Genomic DNA, 22,539 nt, shown 5'->3' on the forward strand with positions numbered 1-22,539 from the left:
GTTGGGGCCATTAAAATCAAGGCATTCATTACAAAAAAAGGACTATGGCATGGCTCGGCAATATTTCGGGACAGACGGCATTCGCGGCACAGTCGGACAAAGCCCGATCACACCCGATTTCATCTTGCGTTTGGCCCATGCCGTGGGCCGTGTGTTGAAGGCCAAAGAAGCTCATCCAGTGGTTCTGATCGGCAAAGACACCCGCATTTCCGGTTACATGCTCGAAAGTGCACTGGAATCAGGCTTCAATTCAGCGGGCGTCGACGTGGTTTTGCTTGGGCCTGTGCCCACGCCCGCTGTGGCTTACTTGACCCGGGCGCAACGCGCTTCATTGGGGGTGGTGATCAGTGCCAGCCACAATCCATTTGCCGACAATGGCATCAAGTTTTTCAGCGCCCAAGGTCAAAAATTGTCGGACGCCTGGGAAGAAACCGTCGAAGCCCGGCTGCTGGAAGACCCGGTTTGGGTGGACTCGGCCGCCCTTGGCAAGACCCGGCGCCTGGACGATGCGGCGGGCCGTTACATCGAGTTTTGCAAAAGCACGTTCTCCAACGACCTGACCCTCAAGGGCTTGAAGATCGTGGTGGATGCTGCCCATGGGGCCGCCTATCAGATCGCGCCCAAGGTCTTCCACGAATTGGGAGCCGAGGTGGTTGCCATCGGTTGTGCACCCGATGGCCTGAACATCAACAAAGGTGTGGGCGCGACCCACCCCGAGGCCTTGGTGCAGGCGGTCAAGGACCACGGTGCCGACTATGGTGTCGCCCTCGATGGTGATGCCGACCGCTTGCAGTTGGTCGATGCCTCGGGGCGCTTGTTCAATGGGGATGAATTGTTGTACCTGATGGTCGCTGATCGCTTGGCCCGCGACGAAGCGGTGCCTGGTGCTGTGGGCACCCTGATGACCAATCTGGCCGTGGAGCTCGCCATTAAAAAGCGGGGTGTGCAATTTGAGCGGGCCAACGTGGGCGACCGTTATGTGTTGGAGGTCCTGCACAACAAAGGCTGGTTGTTGGGCGGTGAAGGCTCTGGCCATTTGCTGGCATTGGACAAACACACCACGGGGGATGGACTGGTCAGTGCTTTGCAGGTGTTGCAAGCCTGTGTGGGCAGCGGCCAAACCATGGCGCAGTTGCTAGAAGGCGTCAGCCTTTTCCCCCAAACCCTGATCAATGTGCGCCTGTCGCCGGGTTTTGATTGGCAAGTGCACGCCCCATTGTGGGCGGTCAAGCAAGCCGTCGAAGCCGAGTTGGGTGATGCAGGCCGGGTGTTGATCCGCGCCAGTGGCACGGAACCCTTGGTGCGCGTTATGGTCGAGGCGCGCGATGCTGCGCAAGCGCGTCAATGTGCTGAACGCTTGGCCGATACGCTTCGTTGAGCGTGAGCAGGTCTTGGCTAAGGTCTTACCGTTGATTTATTGAGCGGTCAACGGTCTTTGACCAGGACGGCCTGCACTCAGTAAATCAGGCGCTCGGGCTTGATTTCCTGCAAGATGGTGGTTGCGATCTCTTCGATGGACTTGGTCGTGGTCGACAGCCAGCGGATACCCGATCGTCGCATCATGGCTTCAGCCTCCGAGACCTCCATTCGGCAGTTTTCAATGCTGGCGTAACGCGAGTTGGGCCTGCGTTCGGCGCGGATCTCGGCCAATCGGTCCGGATGGATGCTCAGACCGAAGATCTTTTGCCGGTGCGGCACCAAGGCGGGAGGCAATTGTCTGCGGTCAAAATCTTCCGGAATCAGGGGGTAGTTGGCCGCTTTGAGGCCGTGCTGCATGGCCAGATACAAGCTGGTTGGGGTTTTGCCGCTGCGGCTAACGCCCACCAAAATCACATCGGCCGATTCCAGATCCCGGTTGGACTGGCCATCGTCATGGGCCAATGAGAAATTGATGGCCTCGATCCGGTCGTGGTATTCCTTGCTTTTGCTGACATCCGAAAAGCGACCCACCCGGTGGTGTGACTTGATGCCCAATTCCCCTTCCAGTGGGTTCACAAAGGTGCCAAACATGTCCAGCAGCATGCCTTGGCAGTGCTCTTGCAGCACCTTGAGCACATCCATGTTGACCAAGGTGGTGAACACAATGGGTTTGTTGCCCTCGGCCTCGGCCGTGTGGTTGATTTGCCGCACCGCCTGATGCGCTTTGTCGATGGTGTCGGTGAAAGGCAGCCTGACATGCCGCGTTTTCATGTCGAACTGGGCCAGGATCGCGTTGCCAAAAGTTTCGGCCGTGATGCCCGTGCCGTCAGAGACGAAAAATACAGTGCGTTTTGACATGCTTGTAATTTATTTCAAATGACGAGGTCAACAAGACCCCTAAAATCAGTCAATTATCCACCGTGGCCGGATCAGGGTTCCATTCCAAGAACAACCTAAAACCCTGACCTTTGCACTGGAGCCTGGTTTTAACTTTGGAGCTTTAGCATGTCTGTTCTTTTCAGTGAGACCGCCCTGGTCGTTCCCTTTGAGTTGTTGCGCATGACCGATGTTGAATCGGTCGGCGGCAAAAATGCGAGCTTAGGGGAGATGATTTCCCAGCTGCCCTCGGGCGTGCGCGTGCCCACAGGCTTTGCCACCACCGCCCATGCCTTCCGACAGTTTTTGGCCTTTGATGGACTGACCGAGCGCATCAATGCACGTTTGGACGCCTTGGACACCGAGGACGTACGTGCCTTGGCCGCAGCGGGCGCTGAAATCCGTGCCATGGTCGAGGCCCAACCTTTCCCTGCCGATCTGGAGCAAGCCATCCGTGAGGAGTTTGTGCGCCTGCAGGGCAACAACCCGGAGGCTTCGTTTGCGGTGCGCTCCTCGGCCACAGCCGAAGACTTGCCGGATGCTTCTTTTGCCGGCCAACAAGAAACCTTCTTGAATGTGGTCGGCATTGAGGACGTTCTACACAAGATGAAAGAGGTGTTTGCCTCTTTGTACAACGACCGCGCCATCAGCTACCGTGTGCATAAGGGGTTTGCCCACGCTGAAGTGGCCTTGTCGGCGGGTGTGCAGCGCATGGTGCGCTCTGATCTGGGCGCGGCTGGTGTCATGTTCACCATCGACACCGAGTCCGGTTTTGAAGACGTGGTGTTCATCACCTCCAGCTACGGCTTGGGCGAGACGGTGGTGCAGGGCGCGGTGAACCCGGACGAGTTTTATGTTCACAAACCCATGTTGGCCGCGGGCAAGCGCAGCGTGATCCGCCGTAACTTGGGCTCCAAACTCATCGAGATGGTGTTCGCCACGCCAGAAGAAAAAGCCGCCTCGGGCAAACTGGTCAAAACCACCGACGTGCCCACCGAACTGCGCAACCGCTTCAGTTTGACCGACGACGAGGTCGAGCAATTGGCCCGCTATGCGGTGGTCATTGAGCAGCATTACGGCCGACCTATGGACATCGAGTGGGGCAAAGACGGCACAGACGGTTTGCTCTACATCTTGCAAGCACGCCCTGAAACTGTGAAAAGCCAGGCCAAAGGCACGCCCGAGTTGCGCTACAAGCTCAAAGGCAAAAGCACCATCTTGGCCGAAGGCCGCGCGATTGGCCAAAAGATCGGCACCGGTCCGGTGCGCTTGGTGCACCACATCAGCGAGATGGACAAGGTTCAACCTGGCGATGTGCTGGTGACCGACATGACCGACCCGAACTGGGAGCCGGTGATGAAGCGTGCCAGCGCCATCGTCACCAATCGGGGCGGACGCACTTGCCATGCTGCGATCATTGCGCGCGAGTTGGGCATACCAGCGGTGGTCGGTTGCGGTAACGCCACCGAGCAGTTGACCGAAGGCACTTTGGTCACTGTCAGCTGCGCCGAGGGCGATACCGGCCACATTTACGACGGCTTGTTGGAAACCGAAATCAGCGAAATCCAGCGCGGTGTGCTGCCTGAGATCAAAACCAAGATCATGATGAACGTGGGCAATCCCCAACTGGCCTTTGACTTTGCCCAGCTGCCCAATGCCGGTGTGGGTCTGGCCCGTCTGGAGTTCATCATCAACAACAACATTGGCGTGCACCCCAAGGCCATCTTGGATTACCCCGCCATCGATGCTGACCTGAAGAAAGCCGTGGAATCTGTGGCCCGTGGCCATGCGTCTCCGCGTGCTTTTTATGTGGACAAAGTCACCGAAGGCGTGGCCAGCATCGCGGCCGCTTTCTGGCCCAAGCCGGTCATCGTGCGTTTGTCGGACTTCAAGAGCAACGAATACCGCAAGCTCATTGGTGGCAGCCGTTACGAGCCGGAAGAGGAAAACCCGATGCTGGGTTTCCGCGGAGCAGCGCGTTACATCAGCCGCGATTTTGGCGAAGCGTTTGCCATGGAATGCGAAGCCCTCAAGCGGGTGCGCGGTGAGATGGGCCTGACCAACGTGCAGATCATGGTGCCCTTTGTGCGCACCTTGGGCCAAGCCGAAAAGGTCACCCAGTTGTTGGCCAGTCAAGGTCTGCGTCGCGGTGAAGAGGGCCTCAAAGTCATCATGATGTGTGAGGTCCCCAGCAATGCCATTTTGGCTGAGAAATTTCTCGAGTTTTTCGATGGCTTCTCGATTGGCTCGAACGACCTCACGCAGCTGACTTTGGGTCTGGACCGCGATTCTGGTATGGAGTTGCTGGCGGCTGATTTTGACGAGCGCGATCCGGCGGTCACAGCCCTGATTTCTCAAGCCATTCAAGCCTGTTTGGCGCAGGGCAAATACATCGGCATTTGCGGTCAAGGCCCCTCGGACCATCCGGATTTTGCGCATTGGTTGATGGACCAGGGCATCAGCTCTATTTCGCTCAATCCCGATACCGTCATCGAGACTTGGACGAACTTGGGGCGCTGAGCGCACGCCCCTGCCCACGATCAGGACCAGCCGATGAGCAAACCCATGGACGTTGCCATGTCTTCGGCTTACCGCTGGCGACTGCACCGCAACGTCCTGATTTATGTGGTCTTTCTGCTGGGCTTGATCGGGGCCATGGCTTGGGCCGAACGCACAGGTCTGTCCCGCAATCTGATCGGGCCGATTTTTTTGTTCAGCACGGTCATGATCTACGCGTTGATCGGGATTGCGGCGAGAACCACGGACGAGGACGAGTATTACGTGGCTGGCCGGCGCATTCCGGCCATGTACAACGGCATGGCCACGGCGGCAGACTGGATGAGCGCGGCCTCGTTCATCAGTCTGGCGGGCGCCCTGTACCTTCAAGGCTTTTCTGGCAGCGGCAACCAGCCTGGTGGCTTGGCCTATGTGATGGGCTGGACTGGCGGTTTCTGTCTGGTAGCTTTGTTGATTGCGCCGCACTTACGTGCCATGCGGCTGTACACCTTGCCCGATTACTTCGATCAGCGCTACGGCGGTCGTTGGCCGCGGGTGATTGCGGCGCTGGCTTCGGTGCTGTGTTCGTTCACTTATGTGGTTGCCCAAATTTATGGCATTGGCCTGATCGCTTCACGTCTGACCGGCGTACAGTTTGAAATCGGCATCTTGTTGGGCTTGGGCGGTGTTTTGCTGTGCTCGTTTTTGGGCGGGATGCGCGCCATCACCTGGACCCAGGTGGCGCAGTACATCATGCTGCTGCTGGCCTTTCTCATCCCGGTGTCCTGGCTGGCTTACAAACAATTGGGCAACCCTGTCGCACCATTGGCCTACGGCGCTCAGTTGTCGGCCATTGCCAGCATCGAAAAGCGCTTGATGGACGATCCGGCCGAGCTGGAAGTTCGCCGCGAATACGCACAAAGGGCCAAAATTTACGCTTCGCGTTTGCAGGATGTGGACGCGGCCATGGTCGATCTTCGCCAGGAGTTGGAAGAAAAAATCCGCTTGCTCAAAGCGCAAGGGGCCGACTTTGCAGCCATTGCCCAAGTGCGCCGTGAGCTGCTGGCTGTGCCGCAGGAAGCTTCTTCGGCGCGCGAGTTGTGGACCCGCGCCATGCACGACAACCTGGAGCGTGCGCGGCCATTGGGCGGCATGCCACCGCACACCCAGGCTTTCACCGGAGAGCCCGACGGTGGGCTGGCAAGGGAAAAACTGTTCAGCGAGTCGCGCCTGAATTTTCTGGCGTTGGTGTTTTGCCTGATGATTGGCACGGCAGGTTTGCCGCATTTGTTGACCCGTTTTTATACCTCGCCCTCGGTGGCCGAAACACGCAGCTCCGTGGCCTGGTCCTTGTTTTTTATTGGCCTGATTTACCTGAGCGTGCCTGCATTGGCGGTGCTGGTGAAGTTCGAGGTGCTCAACACCTTGGTGGGCAGCAGTTTTGCCGACTTGCCCAGCTGGATGGCGCAGTGGGCCAGGCTAGATTCGGCATTGCTGGAGTTTTCGGATGTCAACAGCGACGGTATTTTGCAATTGGGCGAGCTCAAACTGGGGGCGGACATGATCATGTTGGCCACGCCCGAATTGGGCGGAATGCCCTTCGTGGTGTCGGGTCTGGTGGCTGCCGGTGGACTGGCTGCCGCGTTGTCGACGGCCGATGGTTTGCTGTTGACCATCAGCAATGCTCTGGTCCGCGATATGCGACCCAATGGCGTCAATGGCCCCAAGTCTTCTGAAGGGCGGGTCATCCTGTCCAAGTTTGCCTTGCTGGCTGTGGCCATGCTGGCAGCGCTTGTGGCCGCTTTCAAGCCTGCAGAAATCCTGGCCCTGGTTTCGGCCTCTTTTTCGCTGGCTGCCTCGGCTTTCTTTCCGGGCATGGTGTTGGGTATGGCTTGGCAGCGGGTGCATCGCCCTGCGGTGGTGCTGGGCATGCTGTCGGGCTTGGGCGTGACCATTTTTTACATGGTGGTCAATGCCCCCGGCTTCCGCCACTTTTGGGAGTTGGACCCCTATGGCGGCTTGTGGTGGGGCATCCAGCCCTTGTCTGCAGGCGTGTTTGGGGTTCCTGCGGGATTCGCAGTCATGGTGCTGGCCACCTGGCTGATCCCGCAGCGCCTGCACGGCCAAAACTCGCCTTCACGGACACATCAGTCCGACCCAACCAACAGCTATCCAGGGCTGTGATGTTCAGGCTATAATCTGAGGCTTCGCCTTGCTGCACCCCGTCAGACGCTGGGGGCAGCTATTCCAACCATTTGGGTTAACCTCAAGGAGTCTCAATGCGTCATTACGAAATCATTTTGCTGATCCACCCCGATCAGTCCGAACAAGTGCCGGCCATGCTGGAGCGCTACAAAGGCATGATCACTGCCGGCGGCGGCAGCATTCACCGTGTGGAAGACTGGGGTCGCCGTCAACTGGCGTACCAGATCAACAAGCTGGGCAAAGCCCACTACCTGTGCGTGAACATCGAAGCCGATCAAGCTGTTATGGCTGAACTCGAGCACGCTTTCAAGTTCAACGACGCCGTGCTGCGCCACTTGACAGTGTTGAAGAAAAAAGCCGACACAGGTCCTTCATCCATGATGAAGCAAGTCGAGCGCGAAGAAGCCCGCAAGTCCCAACAAGCCGAATTCGCCGCTTGACACGTGCCTGTTGAGGAGTGAACCGAACCGAACTGACTGCCTGTATTGCTGAGCAAGCCGCTTTGCGATACACCCCCGCTGGTTTGCCTGCTCTCGATTTGATTCTGGAGCATGCCTCTGAAGTAGAAGAGGCAGGGCAAATGCGCAAAATCCAGTTGAAGCTTCGTGCCTTGGCCATCGGGTCATTGGCCGAAAGACTGGCCAAGCAAGCGGTAGGTAGTGTTTGGACGTTTCAGGGCTTTTTGGCCACCCCTCGACAAGGTAAAAGTGTCGTGTTGCACGTTCAAGAATTTCAGCAAGATTAATTTCAGGAGGCCCCATGGCCACGTTCAAAAAATTCAACAAAGACAAGCGCCCCAAGCGCAACACCCAGTCACTGCTCTTCAAGCGCAAGCGTTTTTGCCGCTTCACCGTGACCGGTGTCGAAGAAATCGACTACAAAGATGTGGACACATTGCGTGACTTCATCGCCGAAAACGGCAAGATCATCCCCGCACGCTTGACTGGCACCCGTGCCATCTTCCAGCGCCAGCTCAACACCGCCATCAAGCGCGCACGCTTTTTGGCCATGTTGCCCTACACCGACCAGCACAAAGTCTAAGGAGTCCAACCATGCAAATCATCCTGCTCGAAAAGGTTGTGAACCTGGGTAATCTGGGCGATATCGTCAAAGTCAAAGACGGCTACGCTCGCAACTTCCTGATCCCTCAAGGCCGTGCACGCCGTGCGACCGAAGCCAACAAGGCCGAGTTCGAAGCGCGCCGCGTCGAACTGGAAAAAGCCGCTGCTGCCAAATTGGCCGAAGCCCAAGCCCAAGGCGAAAAGCTGTCCGGTACGGTAGTCAAGTTGTCGCAAAAAGCTGGTGTTGATGGCCGTTTGTTTGGTTCTGTGACCAACAATGACATCGCCGATGAGCTGAACAAGCAAGGCTACAAACTGGTCAAGTCCCAGATCCGTATGCCTCATGGCCCGATCAAGGTGGTGAGTGACTCCACCGTGTCGGTGGCATTGCACACCGATGTGGTGGTTGACGTGACCGTGACGGTTTACGGCGAAACAGCCTGATATCCACAGCGTTCTGAAAAGCCGCCTGGCCTTGTGCTGGGCGGCTTTTTTCTTTGGGGCTCACAAGTTCTGACTTTTACAGGGCAGAACACCGGATGTACAGAGCTTATCCACAGCTTTATCCCAAGCCTGCCGCATTTTTGCGACTACCATGGTCTTTTGAGGCCTTACACCCATGTCCGCCGTTTTTGCACCTTCCTTGAACACCTTTCCTTCTGACCTTTCTGGCGACAGCCAAGTGGCCAAACTGCGCGTGCCGCCGCATTCGATTGAAGCCGAGTCCAGTGTGCTGGGTGGACTGTTGCTGGACAACGGCGCCTGGGATCGCGTGGGTGACTTGTTGGTTGACAACGACTTTTACCGGCACGAACACAAGCTGATTTATGCGGCCATCGGGGCGCTGATCAATGCTTCCAAGCCGGCCGATGTCATCACGGTGAACGAGCAGTTGCAGAACCAGGGCAAGGCCGAGGAAATGGGCGGCTTAGGCTACCTCAATTCCCTGGCGCAGTACGTGCCCAGCGCCAGCAACATCCGCCGTTATGCCGAGATCGTGCGTGAACGCTCGATTCTGCGCAAACTGGTGTCTGCCAGCGACGAGATCGCGACCAACGCCTTCAACCCCCAAGGCAAGGCGATTGACCGCATCCTGGACGAGGCCGAGCAAAAAATCTTCAACATCGGTGAAGAAGGCTCGCGCATGAAGCAGGGCTTTCAGTCCATGGACACCCTGGTGGTGGAGTTGCTCGACCGCGTGCAGGAGATGGCCGACAACCCCAATGACATCACAGGTGTGCCCACGGGCTTTTATGACCTGGACCGCATGACGTCTGGCCTCCAGCCGGGTGACATGGTGGTGCTGGCGGCGCGTCCTTCTATGGGCAAAACGGCTTTTGCCATCAACATCGCCGAGCATGTGGCCTTGAACGAAGGTTTGCCGGTGGCGGTGTTCTCCATGGAAATGGGCGCATCGCAGTTGGCGGTGCGTGTGGTCGGCTCGATCGGCCGAATCGACCAGGGCCATTTGCGCACGGGCAAGCTCAGTGACGATGAGTGGCCCCGCCTGACCGAAGCCATTGAAAAACTGCGCACCGTATCCTTGCACATCGATGAAACGCCTGGGCTCACACCTTCCGAATTGCGGGCCAATGCCCGGCGTTTGGCCCGCCAGTGCGGCAAGCTGGGCTTGATTGTGGTGGACTATTTGCAGCTGATGAGTGGCTCGGGTGGCTCCGGCGGTGACAACCGCGCCACCGAGTTGGGCGAGATATCGCGGGGCTTGAAAATGCTGGCCAAAGAGCTGCAGTGTCCGGTCATTGCCCTGTCTCAGCTCAACCGAAGCGTCGAGCAGCGCACCGACAAACGACCCATGATGAGCGACTTGCGAGAGTCCGGCGCCATTGAGCAGGATGCCGACATCATCATGTTCATCTACCGAGACGATTACTACAACAAGGATTCGAAAGATCCCGGTGTGGCCGAAATCATCATCGGCAAGCAGCGTAACGGCCCAACAGGCACGGTTCGGCTCACCTTCCTGAAGAACCTGACCCGTTTTGAAAGCCTGGCTTCAGGCCTCAGTGACGATTACTGAGGTCCGAAGACGGGGTTTTAAAGCGTTTCGCTGGCAAAGTCGGCCAGGCGCGATCGCTCACCCCGCGCCAGCGTGATGTGCCCCCCGTGTGCCCAGCCCTTGAAGCGATCGACCGCATAAGTCAAACCTGACGAGCCCTCGGTGAGGTAGGGCGTGTCGATCTGGGCCAGGTTGCCCATACAAATGATCTTGGTGCCGGGCCCAGCCCGTGTGATCAAGGTTTTCATCTGCTTAGGCGTCAGGTTTTGCGCTTCGTCGATGATCACGTACTTGTTCATGAAAGTGCGACCGCGCATGAAGTTCATGCTCTTGATCTTGACGCGGCTCTTGATCAACTCGTTGGTGGCGGCACGGCCCCATTCACCAGCATTGCCCCCGTCACCCTTGGCCAAAAACTCCAAGTTGTCGTCCAGCGCGCCCATCCAAGGGCCCATTTTTTCTTCTTCGGTTCCGGGTAAAAAGCCGATGTCTTCGCCCACGCTCACGGTGGCACGGGTCATGATGATTTCGGTGTAGCGGCGGTCGTCCAGCACCTGTGTCAGGCCAGCGGCCAAGGCCATCAGGGTTTTACCCGTGCCTGCGGTGCCCGCGAGCGTCACAAAGTCTACGTCCGGATCGGTCAGCAGGTTCATCGCGAAGTTTTGTTCGCGGTTGCGCGTGGTGACGCCCCATACCGAATTCTTTTGGTGGTTGAAGTCCTTGAGTGTGCGCAACACAGCTGTTTTGCCACGGATTTCGGTCACGCGCGCATACAGGCTGGGTTCTCCGGGGGCCTCGAAAAACACAAACTGGTTCATGAACAGGCTGGGCACGATGGGGCCACTGATGCGGTAGAAGGTGTGGGTGCCTTGCTGCCAGCTTTCGACTGTTTTGCCATTTTTGAGCCAGAAGTCAGGGGGCAAAGCCATGGAGCCCGGGTACAGCAGGTCGCCGTCTTCGAGCGTCTTGTCGTTTTGGTAATCCTCAGCTTGCAGCCCCAGCGCACGGGCCTTGACGCGCATGTTGATGTCTTTGGAGACCAGCACCACATCACGCGGCGCATGCAATTGGCCCAGTGCCTTGACCACGCCCAAGATCTGGTTGTCGGCCTTGCCCTGTGGCAGTGCCAAGGGCAGGCTCAAATCGAGCGCCTGGGTCTGGAAAAACAATTGCCCCATCGCATCGGTGTGACCGGTTGTGTTCAGGGGTGAGCCTTTGCCCAAATCTGCACCTTGTGCCGAGGCCAGGGCGTCCAGTGATCGGCTGGCCTGACGTGCATTGCGGGCGACCTCGGTCATGCCTTTTTTGTGCCCATCGAGCTCTTCCAGCACGATCATCGGCAAAAAGACATCGTGTTCCTCAAAACGGAACAGACTCATCGGGTCGTGCATCAACACGTTGGTGTCGAGCACAAAAAGTTTGCTGGGGCCGCTGCGCCGCTTGCTTCGCGCGGGTGTTGGTTTGCTCACTCGATGGGCTGGCTCGGATGATGGTGTGGCTGTGTCTATGACGTCTGGCGTGGGCTGTGTAGCCTGAGGGGGTGTGGGGGCCAAAGGTCTGGCGTCGCTCTTGCGTGAACGGGCAGGGCGTTTGGCCGTGCTGGTCTCGGGGGCTTCGCTGATCAAGCGCCGTTTTGTTTCGACCTGCACCATCACGGGTGAATCGCTGGGTGTGTCGCTGGTCTCAAAGGCTTTGTGGGTCAAGCGGCTGGCGCGATGGGTGGGGGCGGGTGGCAATGGCATGTGCGAAGGCCTTCGGGTGTTTGAAAAAGTCGGACGCCAGAAAACAAAAAGCCGCCAGGAGACCCGGGCGGCTTGAAGTAGGGAGTAATGCGGAGCTGCGTTGACGCGTCATGAAATCATTATGCATGAGCCATGTGACAGCACGGACATGGCGCTTCAAGCCACAGCAGTGGCTTTTTTCAGATCTTTGACTGCTTGGAGCACTTCTTCGACATGGCCCGGCACTTTCAAGCCGCGCCACTCTTGTTTGAGGGTGCCATCTGGCCCGATCAGGAAGGTGCTGCGCTCAATACCTTTGACTTTTTTGCCGTACATGATTTTGTTTTTGACCACACCAAACATGTGGCACATTTTTTCTTCGGTGTCGGCGATCAACTCAAAAGGCAGCTCCAGCTTGGCTTTGAAATCATCGTGCGATTTCATGTTGTCGCGCGACACACCCAAGACCAAGGCACCGGCTTTGACAAAATCCTTGTATTTGTCGCGAAACTGCATGGCTTCGGTGGTGCAGCCGGGGGTGTTGTCTTTGGGGTAAAAAAACAAAATGACGGTTTGACCAACGTGGGAGATGTTCGAAACTTTCAGACCGCTGGTGGCGTTGGCTTCAAATTCGGGGAGGGGTTTGTTCAGAACGATCGCCATGGAACTTTATCTCGCTTGACTGGTTGAGCGGGTGCCACCAATGACTGGTGTCAGTTTCGCTAAAGGCCGTAGGCCTCGACAATCTGCTATTTTACTCTGAACAGCGTTGGGCATATTCTCGGGGGTGGTGTTGAAAAATCACCCCACAAGAATGCATGCTTTAGGACTCGATCAAAAGCAGGGCGACCACTTTGCGGCCTTCACTAGCCAGAATGTTGTAGGTGCGGCATGCCGCAGCGGTGTCCATGGTTTCTACCCCAACGCCGCGGGCGATCAGGTCCTGCAGCCATTGGGGCTTGGCAAACCGCAGTTTTTGTCCGCTGCCGAACAAGATGAGCTCGGCCCCGCTTTGGGCCCATGGGCTGAAGTCATTGGCACTCAGGGCTTCGAAATGGTTAGTGGCCCAAGGTGCAGGGGGCACATCGGGCAGGCTGCTCACCGACAGGGACTGTGCATGCCGCACGCCATTGACCTCGATCCAAACCCGGTCGTAAGCATTGATGGTCGGTGCATTGGATTTGTCGGGCTGGAGTTTCATGAGGCATTCAAAGTGGAGACAAGCGCAATTAGAGACCAAGCTCTGAAAACTGCGCCAGAGGGGCGCACAAAATGTGGTCAAATTATAGGTTTTCCCTTATCCATACAGCCTTTGGAGGCACTTTGAAGACCATTCAGAAATCTGCCAAGCTCGCTAACGTTTGTTATGACATTCGCGGACCCATCATGGACCGAGCGCGTCAGATGGAAGAAGACGGCCACAAAATCATCAAACTGAACATCGGCAACTTGGCGGTTTTTGGCTTTGATGCACCCGAAGAGATTCAGCAGGACATGATCCGCAACCTGCCGAATTCGGCGGGATATTCGGACAGCAAAGGGATTTTTGCCGCACGTAAAGCTGTGATGCACGAGACCCAAAAGCAGGGCATTTTGGGGGTCACGCTGGACGACATTTACCTGGGCAATGGCGCCAGCGAATTGATCGTCATGGCCACCAACGGTTTGCTCGACGATGGTGATGAGTTGCTCTTGCCTTCACCCGATTACCCACTGTGGACGGCAGCGGCCAGTTTGTCGGGCGGCACCCCCGTGCATTACCTGTGCGATGAAGCCAATGGTTGGATGCCCGATTTGAACGACATCTGCGCCAAAGTCACACCGCGCACCAAGGGTATTGTGGTGATCAACCCCAACAACCCGACGGGTGCTTTGTATGCCGACGAACTGCTCAAGGGCATCGTGGCCATTGCCCGTGAACATGGTTTGGTGATCTTTGCCGATGAGGTGTACGACAAGGTTTTGTACGACGGCGTCAAGCACACCCCTTTGGCCAGTTTGTCGCAAGACGTTTTGACATTGACCTTCAACTCACTGTCCAAAAGCTACCGATCTTGCGGATACCGTGCTGGCTGGATGGTGATTTCGGGGGACAAGAAGGTGGCCCGCGATTACATCGAGGGCTTGAACATGCTCTCGAACATGCGTTTGTGTGCCAACGTGCCGGGCCAATGGGCCATTCAGACGGCTTTGGGTGGCCACCAAAGCATCAATGAATTGGTGGGCGAGGGCGGCCGCCTGCGCAAGCAGCGTGACTTGGCGCACCAACTGATCACGGCCATTCCGGGTGTCAGCTGCGTAAAGCCCCGTGCGGCTTTGTACATGTTCCCCAAACTCGATCCGAAGATTTACCCGGTGCAGGATGACCAGGACTTTTTCTTGCAACTGCTCGAAGAAACCAAGGTCATGCTGGTTCAGGGCACGGGCTTCAATTGGCCCGATGCCGACCATTTTCGCATCGTGTTTTTGCCCCATGAAGACGACTTGCGTGAAGCCATTGGCCGCGTGGCGCGGTTCCTGGAAAACGCCCGAAAGCGCTTTGGCACCGACGAGCTCGTCGCCTGATTTTTTCTAGAAAAGCCCGGTATGGCCGGGCGCAACGTTAAAGAGAACTGAATGAAACCGATCAAAGTGGGCCTGTTGGGCATTGGGACTGTGGGCAGTGGCACCTTCAACGTGCTTCAGCGCAATCAGGAAGAAATCCAGCGCCGTGCCGGCCGTGGCATTGAAATCGCGATGGTGGCCGATCTTGATGTGGCGCGTGCCCAGGCGGTGGTGGGCGAGGGCGTTCAGGTGGTGGCCGATGCCCGTGCAGTGATTGCCAACCCTGAGATTGACATCGTGATCGAATTGATCGGCGGCTACGGCATTGCCAAAGCACTGGTGATGGAAGCCATTGCCGCAGGCAAGCATGTGGTCACGGCCAACAAGGCTTTGCTGGCGGTGCACGGCACCGAGATCTTTGCTGCGGCACAGGCCAAAGGCGTGATGGTGGCTTTTGAAGCGGCAGTGGCAGGTGGCATCCCGATCATCAAGGCGCTGCGCGAGGGCCTGACGGCCAACAGCATCCAGTGGGTGGCGGGCATCATCAACGGCACCACCAACTTCATCTTGTCCGAGATGCGCGACAAGGGTTTGGACTTTGGCGATGTGCTCAAGGAAGCTCAGCGATTGGGTTATGCCGAAGCCGATCCGACTTTTGACATTGAGGGCGTGGACGCGGCACACAAAGTGACCTTGATGAGCGCGATCGCTTTTGGCATTCCGGTGCAGTTTGACAAGGCTTATGTCGAGGGCATCACCAAGTTGGGCGCGGCCGACATCAAATATGCCGAGCAACTGGGCTACCGCATCAAGCTGCTCGGCATCACCAAGCGCACCGCACAAGGCATCGAGTTGCGTGTTCACCCCAGCCTGGTGCCAACTCAGCGCTTGATCGCCAATGTGGAAGGCGCCATGAACGCCGTGATGGTGCAAGGCGATGCTGTCGGCACCACCTTGTATTACGGCAAGGGTGCAGGTTCCGAGCCCACCGCCAGCGCGGTGATCGCCGATTTGGTGGACATCACCCGTTTGCACACTGCAGACCCGCTCAACCGCGTGCCACATCTGGCATTCCAGCCAGGGTCTATGAGCAACTTGACCGTGTTGCCCATGTCCGAAGTCGTGACGAGCTATTACCTGCGTTTGCGCGTGGCCGACCAAGCGGGCGTGTTGGCTAAGCTGACCGGTTTGCTGGCCGATGCTGGCATCAGCATCGACGCGGTTTTGCAGCGAGAGGCCGATCAGGTGAGCCAAGCGGGTGAAAACCAGACCGACGTGATCATTTTGACCCACGACACCCGCGAAGGCACCTTGAACGATGTGTTGGCCCAAATGCAGGCCTTGCCCACCGTGATGGCCCCCATCGTGCGTATTCGCAAGGAAGAGTTGAACTGATGCGTTACCTGTCGACCCGCGGCCATGCTGACCGCAAAAAATTTTGTGAAATTCTGTTGGAGGGCCTGGCTCCTGATGGCGGCTTGTACCTGCCTGAAAGCTACCCGCAGATCGACGCAGCCGCATTGACCCGTTTGCGCGAAGTTTGGCAAAGCCAAGGCTACGCGGCATTGGCTTTTGAGGTGTTGTCGCTCTACATCGACGACATTCCAAGGGATGACTTGTTGGCCCTGTGCCGCAAGACCTACACGCACGAAGTGTTCGGCACGAAAGAAATCGTGCCGCTCAAGCCCTTGCAAGCTGCGGGTCAAGCACAGCCCGAGATGTACCTCGAAGCCTTGTCCAACGGCCCGACTTTGGCCTTCAAGGACATGGCCATGCAGTTGCTGGGCAATTTGTTTGAGTACGAGTTGGCGCGGCGCGGCGAAGCGCTGAATATTTTTGGCGCCACCTCGGGTGACACGGGCAGCGCGGCCGAATACGCCATGCGGGGCAAAAAGGGTGTTCGAGTTTTCATGACCAGCCCGAATGGCCGCATGAGCCCGTTCCAGCAGGCGCAGATGTTCAGTCTGCTCGACGAGAACATCCACAACATCGCCATCGAAGGCGTGTTCGACGACTGCCAAGACATCGTCAAGGCGGTCTCCAACGATCTGGATTTCAAGCGCCAATACAAAATTGGCACGGTGAACTCCATCAACTGGGCGCGTTTGCTCGCCCAGGTGGTTTATTACTTTGCGGGTTACTTTCAGGCCACTCAGAGCAACGACCAAAAAGTCAGCTTCACAGTGCCGAGCGGCAACTTTGGCAACGTCTGCGCAGGCCATGTGGCCCGCATGATGGGCTTGCCGATCGACCGCCTGGTTGTGGCCACCAACGAAAACGATGTGCTTGACGAGTTTTTCCGTACCGGCATTTACCGCGTGCGCGGTACGGCCGACACGCACGAAACGTCCAGCCCCTCGATGGACATCTCCAAGGCCAGCAACTTCGAACGTTTTGTGTTTGACCTGCTGGAGCGCGATGCCGCCCAAACCAAAGCCATTTTTGGCGAAGGTTTGAGCCGCCAAGGCTTCTTCGATTTGTCGGCCGACCCACGCTTTGCCCAAGCCGCCACCACGTACGGTTTTGACAGCGGCCGCAGCACCCATGCTGACCGCTTAAAGACCATTCAACAAGTGTTCGCCACTTATGGCGTAATGATCGACACCCACACCGCAGACGGTGTCAAAGTGGCCAAAGCGCATCTGAACCCGCAGGTGCCCATGATCGTGCTGGAAACGGCTCTGCCCATCAAGTTCGCGGCCACCATCGTGGAGGCTTTGGGTCGCCAGCCTGAGCGCCCAGCGCAGTTTGAAGGCATCGAAGCTTTGCCCAAGCGCGTGCAGGTCATGAAAGCCGATGTGGGCTTGGTCAAGGCCTACATCCAGCAGCATTGCGACTGAGCGCCCATGAGCACCGCCCCACGCGCCCCTTTGATGTCCTTGGACGACGCGCTTCAGGCGCTGCTCGCGCGCATCACCCCCTTGACCGACGCTGAGTTGGTAGCGACCTTTGATGCCGATGGCCGAGTTCTGGCCGAGGACCTGGTGTCCGCCTTGCAGGTGCCAGCCTTTGACAATTCCTCGATGGACGGCTACGCGGTGCGCCGCGCCGATTTGTTGCAGCCCGGGGTCACGCTGCGTGTGAGCCAGCGCATCGCAGCCGGACACACCGGGCAACCCTTGCAAGCCGGGGAAACCGCCCGCATCTTCACCGGAGCCCCCGTGCCCGAAGGTGCGGACGCCATCGTCATGCAGGAGCAGGCCGAGCCCGTGCCTGACGAATCCGATGTCGTGCGCTTTTCGGTGGTACCCGAGCCAGGCCAGTGGATTCGCCGCAGCGGCGAAGACATCCGCCAGGGTCAGACGGCGCTGCAACGCGGCCAAAAGCTGGGGCCTGCCGAGCTGGGCTTGGCTGCGAGCCTGGGCCTGGCACATCTGCCAGTTTTGCGCCGCCCCCGTGTAGCCTTGTTTTCGACGGGCGACGAACTGGTCATGCCCGGCGATGTGGCCCCGCAGGACATGCCCCCGGGCAGCATTTACAACTCCAACCGCTTTTTCCTGCGCACCTTGTTGCACCGCATGGGTTGTGAGGTGAGTGACCTCGGCATCGTGCCCGACAGGCGCGAAGCCACCGTGGCCGCGCTCAAAACCGCGGCCGATCACCACGACCTGATTCTGACCAGCGGCGGCGTGTCGGTGGGCGAAGAAGACCACGTCAAACCGGCGGTCCAGTCTTTGGGCGAGTTGAACCTGTGGCAAATCGCCATGAAGCCGGGCAAGCCCTTCGCCTACGGCCAGGTGCGGCGGCAGACCGCTGAGGGCGTGGCCCACTTTGTGGGCTTGCCGGGCAACCCGGTGTCCAGTTTCATGACCTTTTTGCTCCTGGTCAGGCCCTTGCTGCGACAGATGCAAGGCATGTGCGCATCCGCGCCCCACACCCAACGCTTGCCTGCGCATTTTGCGTGGCCCAAGGCCGACAAGCGCCGTGAATTCTTGCGCGTGCGCCGCAATGCGCAAGGTGGGCTGGACCTGTTTCCCAACCAAAGCTCGGGGGTGTTGACCTCGGTGGTTTGGGCCGATGGTGTGGTGGACAAACCCGGTGGGCAGACGATTGAGCCTGGGCAATTGGTTAATTTTTGGCCTTTTTCGGAGTGCTTGGCATGAAAGTGCAAGTTCGCTATTTCGCCTCATTGCGTGAAAGCATTGGCTTGTCGCATGAGACCGTGGACACCCAGACGGCCGATGTAGCCGCTTTGCGCACCGAATTGATGGCCCGGGGCGAGCACTACCGCGCTTGTCTTGCGCCAGAACGTCCAGTGCGCATGGCTTTGAACCAGGTCATGGTGCAGGGCAACGCCGCCTTGACCGAGGGCTGCGAAGTCGGCTTTTTCCCACCCGTGACCGGAGGTTGAAGCCATGACGCCCCGAGTCAGCATCCAAACGAATGATTTTGACGTGTCCACCGAGTTGGCCGCCCTTCAGGGGCAGGATTTACGCGTTGGGGCAGTGTGCAGCTTTGTGGGCACGGTACGCGACACCCATGCGCTGACCGGTCAAGCGAGCGATGAGGTGCAGGCCATGGAGCTGGAGCACTATCCGGGCATGACCGAAAAATCCATCGAAGCCATGATCGACGAAGCGCATCAGCGATTTGACTTTTACGCGGCGCGTGTGGTTCACCGCGTGGGGCGCTTATTGCCAGCAGACCAGATCGTGCTGGTGGCCGTGACCTCGGCTCACCGGGGTGAGAGCTTCAAGGCGTGTGAATTTTTGATGGACTACCTCAAAACCCAAGCACCGTTTTGGAAAAAAGAGCAAACCCCACAAGGCTCACATTGGGTGGACGCTCGCGTATCCGATGACGCGGCTTTGGCGCGCTGGGGAATTGAGGCCAAAAACGGCTAAGTCTTGACCCCTTAGAGGCCAAGCCATGCTCAGTGGGCGTAGCGGGGCGGCTCGGATGGTGTCAAAGGGCCTGTCTCGGACACTTTGACGGCGCTGCTCAATGCACCCCATTCGGCTTTTTCGATGGCTTGCTGGATCAGGTGCACCATACCGTGTACCAGGCTGACTTGCAGGTGCAACTTGCAAGCGCGGGCTTGGCCCGGGTCGGATTTGTCCTCAAAAGCAATTTCCAAAGCGCCCCCTGGCTTGATCGTCAAATGGGCATCGGTGATGAGCATGGGCTCAGCGCCCAGGGGCAATTGCGCAGCGCGGTTTTCAAAAGGGGTGGCAAAGTCGGCTTTTTTCAAGAATGCATCGCGCTTGAGTTCACTCAGCATTTGCTGCGATGGCGCATCGATCGCGGCCATACCGGGTTGCGCCGCCTCCAAACGAGCGGCCGATTGTTCGATGGCTGGTACCAAACGCAGTGACATGCGCCTCGTCAGCCAGAAACGAAACTCCTGCAAGTCCTGGGTGTTCAGGCGCAGCAACAAGCGATCTTGACGCTCATCGTGGTTCACAGACAGTTGGTGAATGTTCATGCTTTGATTTTAGGCAATAGTGAGCCCTGGACAGGCACTTGAAAATGTCACTTTCAGCACAAGTTGCCAAGCATTGGAGAAACACACATGCGAATTGACAAACTCACCACCAAATTTCAGGAAGCCTTGTCGGACGCCCAGTCGTTGGCCCTCGGCAAAGACCATGCTTACATCGAACCCCAGCATCTGTTGGTCACCATGCTCAAGCAAGACGATGGTCCCAAAGCCATTTTGCTGCGCGCAGGCGTGCAAGTGCCTGCTTTGCTTCAGGCTGCGGAAGCGGCCGTCTCGCGCTTGCCCCAGGTCACCGGACAAGACCAGGTGACGGTGGGGCCGGACCTGGTCAAGCTCTTGCAGGCAGCAGAGAAAGAAGCCATCAAACGCGGCGACGCCTTCTTGGCTGGTGAATTGTTTTTGCTGGCACTGACCGAGAGCAAATCCGAGGCGGGGCGGATCGCCAAGGAACATGGGCTCAACCGCAAAAATTTGGAGACCGCCATTGAAGCTGTTCGTGGTGGACAAAACGTGAACAGCGCCGAAGCAGAGGGCCAGCGTGAAGCGCTCAAAAAGTATTGCATTGACCTGACCGAGCGTGCCCGCATCGGCAAGCTGGACCCGGTGATTGGCCGTGACGACGAGATTCGCCGTGCCATCCAGGTCTTGCAGCGCCGCACCAAAAACAACCCGGTGCTGATCGGGGAGCCCGGCGTGGGCAAGACCGCGATTGTCGAGGGTTTGGCCCAGCGCATTGTGGCGGGTGAGGTGCCTGATTCGCTCAAGGGCAAGCGGGTGCTGTCGCTCGACATGGCCGCTTTGCTCGCCGGGGCCAAGTTCCGTGGCGAGTTTGAAGAGCGCCTGAAAACTGTGCTCAGTGAATTGGCCAAAGACGAAGGCCAGACCATCGTGTTCATTGACGAGTTGCACACCATGGTGGGTGCGGGCAAGGCCGAAGGCGCAATGGATGCGGGCAACATGCTCAAGCCCGCACTGGCCCGAGGTGAACTCCATTGCGTGGGCGCGACCACGCTGGACGAGTACCGCAAATACATCGAAAAAGACGCGGCTTTGGAGCGCCGTTTCCAGAAAATTCTGGTCAACGAACCCACGGTCGAGGCCACCATTGCCATCTTGCGTGGTCTCCAGGAAAAATACGAAATCCACCACGGCGTGGACATCACCGATCCGGCCATTGTGGCGGCGGCCGAGCTCAGCCACCGCTACATCACCGATCGTTTCTTGCCCGACAAAGCCATTGATCTGATCGACGAGGCGGCGGCCAAGATCAAGATCGAGATCGACTCCAAGCCCGAGGTGATGGACAAGCTCGACCGCCGTCTCATCCAATTGCAGATCGAGCGTGAAGCGGTGCGCAAGGAGCACGATGAGGCTTCTCAAAAACGCTTTGCTTTGATTGAGGAAGAGATCGACAAACTGAAAAAAGAGTCGGCTGATCTGGAGGAAATTTGGCGGGCTGAAAAGTCTCAAGCCCAAGGTGGCCAGCAGGTGCGCGAGCAAATCGACCAACTCAAGCAGCAAATCGAGGAGCTGACCCGCAAGGGCGATTTCAACAAGGTGGCCGAGTTGCAGTACGGCAAGCTGCCTGCGCTTGAAAAAATCCTCAAGGAGGTGCAGGCCAAGGAAGCCGCCCCCGGAGAAAAACCGGTTCACCGATTGCTGCGCACCCAAGTGGGGGCGGAGGAAATTGCCGAGGTGGTCTCTCGCGCCACAGGCATTCCGGTGTCCAAGATGATGCAGGGCGAGCGCGAAAAACTGCTTCAGATGGAGGACAAACTGCACCAGCGTGTGGTGGGCCAAGACGAAGCCATTGCGGCGGTGGCCAATGCCATTCGCCGTTCTCGCTCGGGCCTGTCCGATCCGAACCGGCCGACGGGCTCGTTCCTCTTTTTGGGCCCCACAGGCGTGGGCAAAACCGAGCTTTGCAAGGCGCTGGCTGGCTTTTTGTTTGACAGCGAAGACCACCTGATCCGCATGGACATGAGCGAGTTCATGGAAAAACACTCGGTGGCTCGGCTGATCGGTGCGCCGCCTGGCTATGTGGGATACGAGGAGGGCGGTTACCTGACCGAGGCCGTGCGGCGCAAACCCTACAGCGTGCTGCTGCTCGACGAGGTGGAAAAAGCGCACCCTGATGTGTTCAACATCTTGCTGCAGGTGCTTGACGATGGCCGCCTAACCGATGGGCAGGGCCGCACGGTGGACTTCAAAAACACCGTGATCGTCATGACTTCCAACTTGGGGTCGCACCTGATCCAGTCCATGGTGGGCCAGCCCGCCGAAGACATCAAGGACGCGGTCTGGGATGAACTCAAGACCCACTTCCGTCCCGAGTTCTTGAACCGCATCGATGAGACGGTGGTTTTCCATGGCTTGGATGCCCAGCACATCGCGTCCATCGCGCAAATCCAGTTGCAGGTGCTGCAAGCCCGCTTGGCCCGCATGGACCTGAAACTGGAAGTCAGCCCGGCAGCCTTGTCCGAGTTGGCCAAGGTGGGCTTTGATCCGGTGTTTGGTGCGCGTCCGCTCAAGCGCGCCATCCAGCAACGTTTGGAAAACCCTTTGTCGAAGCTACTCTTGGAAGGTCGTTTTCCGCCCAAGAGCACGGTGCAGGTCAGCGTGGACCCGGTGCAACGGCCCGGAGTGTTCGGTTTTCAGGTGATCGAACAGGCTTGAGTGCCAGCGCCGAGCGGGTCACTGCTGCATGAGCGGTGATCTGCACGGTGGTGACACAGGCGGGTCAGTGGCTTGGGCACAATG

Annotated in this window: 20 protein-coding genes; 15 read left to right on the forward strand and 5 right to left on the reverse strand. The window is 58.0% G+C overall.

Annotated elements, in window-relative coordinates:
• Positions 1-49 precede the first annotated feature (49 nt).
• Complete coding sequence (gene glmM / locus B9Z50_RS06355; RefSeq protein WP_108362831.1) at positions 50-1,378, forward strand: phosphoglucosamine mutase; 1,329 nt, start codon at positions 50-52, stop codon at positions 1,376-1,378.
• 77 nt (positions 1,379-1,455) lie between these two features.
• Here the strand turns inward: glmM and B9Z50_RS06360 are convergent, their stop codons facing one another.
• Positions 1,456-2,277 (reverse strand): pyruvate, water dikinase regulatory protein, encoded by an 822-nt coding sequence (locus B9Z50_RS06360; RefSeq protein ID WP_108362832.1) that lies wholly within the window; start codon positions 2,275-2,277, stop codon positions 1,456-1,458.
• A gap of 147 nt (positions 2,278-2,424) precedes the next feature.
• Here B9Z50_RS06360 and ppsA point away from each other — a divergent pair, with 147 nt between their 5' ends.
• The 7 genes from ppsA (at position 2,425) to dnaB (ending at position 10,095) form a co-directional block, all read left to right on the forward strand.
• On the forward strand, positions 2,425-4,815 hold the full coding sequence (gene ppsA, locus B9Z50_RS06365) for a phosphoenolpyruvate synthase (RefSeq protein WP_108362833.1): 2,391 nt from the start codon (positions 2,425-2,427) through the stop codon (positions 4,813-4,815).
• 33 nt (positions 4,816-4,848) lie between these two features.
• Positions 4,849-6,975, forward strand: coding sequence for a VC_2705 family sodium/solute symporter (locus B9Z50_RS06370; RefSeq protein WP_199221681.1), 2,127 nt, complete (start codon positions 4,849-4,851; stop codon positions 6,973-6,975).
• 95 nt (positions 6,976-7,070) lie between these two features.
• Positions 7,071-7,436, forward strand: a complete 366-nt coding sequence (gene rpsF / locus B9Z50_RS06375; RefSeq protein WP_108362834.1) for a 30S ribosomal protein S6 — start codon at positions 7,071-7,073, stop codon at positions 7,434-7,436.
• A gap of 17 nt (positions 7,437-7,453) precedes the next feature.
• Positions 7,454-7,741, forward strand: coding sequence for a primosomal replication protein N (gene priB, locus B9Z50_RS06380; RefSeq protein ID WP_108362835.1), 288 nt, complete (start codon positions 7,454-7,456; stop codon positions 7,739-7,741).
• A 14-nt stretch (positions 7,742-7,755) separates the two neighbouring features.
• Positions 7,756-8,037, forward strand: coding sequence for a 30S ribosomal protein S18 (gene rpsR, locus B9Z50_RS06385; RefSeq protein WP_019427495.1), 282 nt, complete (start codon positions 7,756-7,758; stop codon positions 8,035-8,037).
• A gap of 11 nt (positions 8,038-8,048) precedes the next feature.
• Entirely contained in the window at positions 8,049-8,501 is a 453-nt protein-coding gene (rplI, locus tag B9Z50_RS06390; RefSeq protein WP_108362836.1) for a 50S ribosomal protein L9, read from the forward strand.
• 175 nt (positions 8,502-8,676) lie between these two features.
• Positions 8,677-10,095, forward strand: coding sequence for a replicative DNA helicase (gene dnaB, locus B9Z50_RS06395; RefSeq protein ID WP_108362837.1), 1,419 nt, complete (start codon positions 8,677-8,679; stop codon positions 10,093-10,095).
• A gap of 17 nt (positions 10,096-10,112) precedes the next feature.
• On the opposite strand, the gene B9Z50_RS06400 is transcribed toward dnaB, so the two are convergent.
• From B9Z50_RS06400 to B9Z50_RS06410, 3 genes are all read right to left on the reverse strand, one after another.
• Positions 10,113-11,816 (reverse strand): PhoH family protein, encoded by a 1,704-nt coding sequence (locus B9Z50_RS06400; protein ID WP_108362838.1) that lies wholly within the window; start codon positions 11,814-11,816, stop codon positions 10,113-10,115.
• A gap of 156 nt (positions 11,817-11,972) precedes the next feature.
• Positions 11,973-12,458 carry a peroxiredoxin gene (locus tag B9Z50_RS06405; protein WP_108362839.1) on the reverse strand — a complete coding sequence of 162 codons (486 nt, stop codon included), beginning with the start codon at positions 12,456-12,458 and terminating at the stop codon, positions 11,973-11,975.
• A 160-nt stretch (positions 12,459-12,618) separates the two neighbouring features.
• Complete coding sequence (locus B9Z50_RS06410) at positions 12,619-12,996, reverse strand: Mth938-like domain-containing protein (RefSeq protein WP_108362840.1); 378 nt, start codon at positions 12,994-12,996, stop codon at positions 12,619-12,621.
• A 122-nt stretch (positions 12,997-13,118) separates the two neighbouring features.
• On the opposite strand from B9Z50_RS06410, the gene B9Z50_RS06415 reads away from it, so the two are divergent.
• From B9Z50_RS06415 to B9Z50_RS06440, 6 genes are read left to right on the forward strand one after another with little or no spacing between them, the layout of a single operon-like run.
• The gene (locus tag B9Z50_RS06415) at positions 13,119-14,360 is read left to right on the forward strand and encodes a pyridoxal phosphate-dependent aminotransferase (RefSeq protein ID WP_108362841.1); all 1,242 of its coding nucleotides are present in this window, start codon (positions 13,119-13,121) and stop codon (positions 14,358-14,360) included.
• Between the two features lie 51 nt (positions 14,361-14,411).
• Positions 14,412-15,734: a homoserine dehydrogenase gene (locus B9Z50_RS06420; protein WP_108362842.1), complete on the forward strand. Its 1,323-nt coding sequence runs from the start codon at positions 14,412-14,414 to the stop codon at positions 15,732-15,734.
• Positions 15,734-17,179, forward strand: a complete 1,446-nt coding sequence (gene thrC, locus B9Z50_RS06425; protein WP_108362843.1) for a threonine synthase — start codon at positions 15,734-15,736, stop codon at positions 17,177-17,179. Before B9Z50_RS06420 ends, thrC begins: the two co-directional genes overlap by 1 nt.
• 6 nt (positions 17,180-17,185) lie before the next feature.
• Entirely contained in the window at positions 17,186-18,442 is a 1,257-nt protein-coding gene (gene glp / locus B9Z50_RS06430; RefSeq protein ID WP_108362844.1) for a gephyrin-like molybdotransferase Glp, read from the forward strand.
• Entirely contained in the window at positions 18,439-18,690 is a 252-nt protein-coding gene (moaD, locus tag B9Z50_RS06435; protein ID WP_108362845.1) for a molybdopterin converting factor subunit 1, read from the forward strand. Before glp ends, moaD begins: the two co-directional genes overlap by 4 nt.
• 4 nt (positions 18,691-18,694) lie before the next feature.
• Complete coding sequence (locus tag B9Z50_RS06440; protein ID WP_108362846.1) at positions 18,695-19,183, forward strand: molybdenum cofactor biosynthesis protein MoaE; 489 nt, start codon at positions 18,695-18,697, stop codon at positions 19,181-19,183.
• A 29-nt stretch (positions 19,184-19,212) separates the two neighbouring features.
• Here the strand turns inward: B9Z50_RS06440 and B9Z50_RS06445 are convergent, their stop codons facing one another.
• The gene (locus B9Z50_RS06445; RefSeq protein ID WP_108362847.1) at positions 19,213-19,764 is read right to left on the reverse strand and encodes a hypothetical protein; all 552 of its coding nucleotides are present in this window, start codon (positions 19,762-19,764) and stop codon (positions 19,213-19,215) included.
• Between the two features lie 87 nt (positions 19,765-19,851).
• Between B9Z50_RS06445 and clpB the strand changes: the two genes are divergently transcribed.
• Entirely contained in the window at positions 19,852-22,455 is a 2,604-nt protein-coding gene (clpB, locus tag B9Z50_RS06450; RefSeq protein WP_108362848.1) for an ATP-dependent chaperone ClpB, read from the forward strand.
• Positions 22,456-22,539 lie beyond the last annotated feature (84 nt).

The organism is Limnohabitans sp. Bal53 (assembly GCF_003063355.1).
GTDB lineage: Bacteria > Pseudomonadota > Gammaproteobacteria > Burkholderiales > Burkholderiaceae_C > Limnohabitans_A.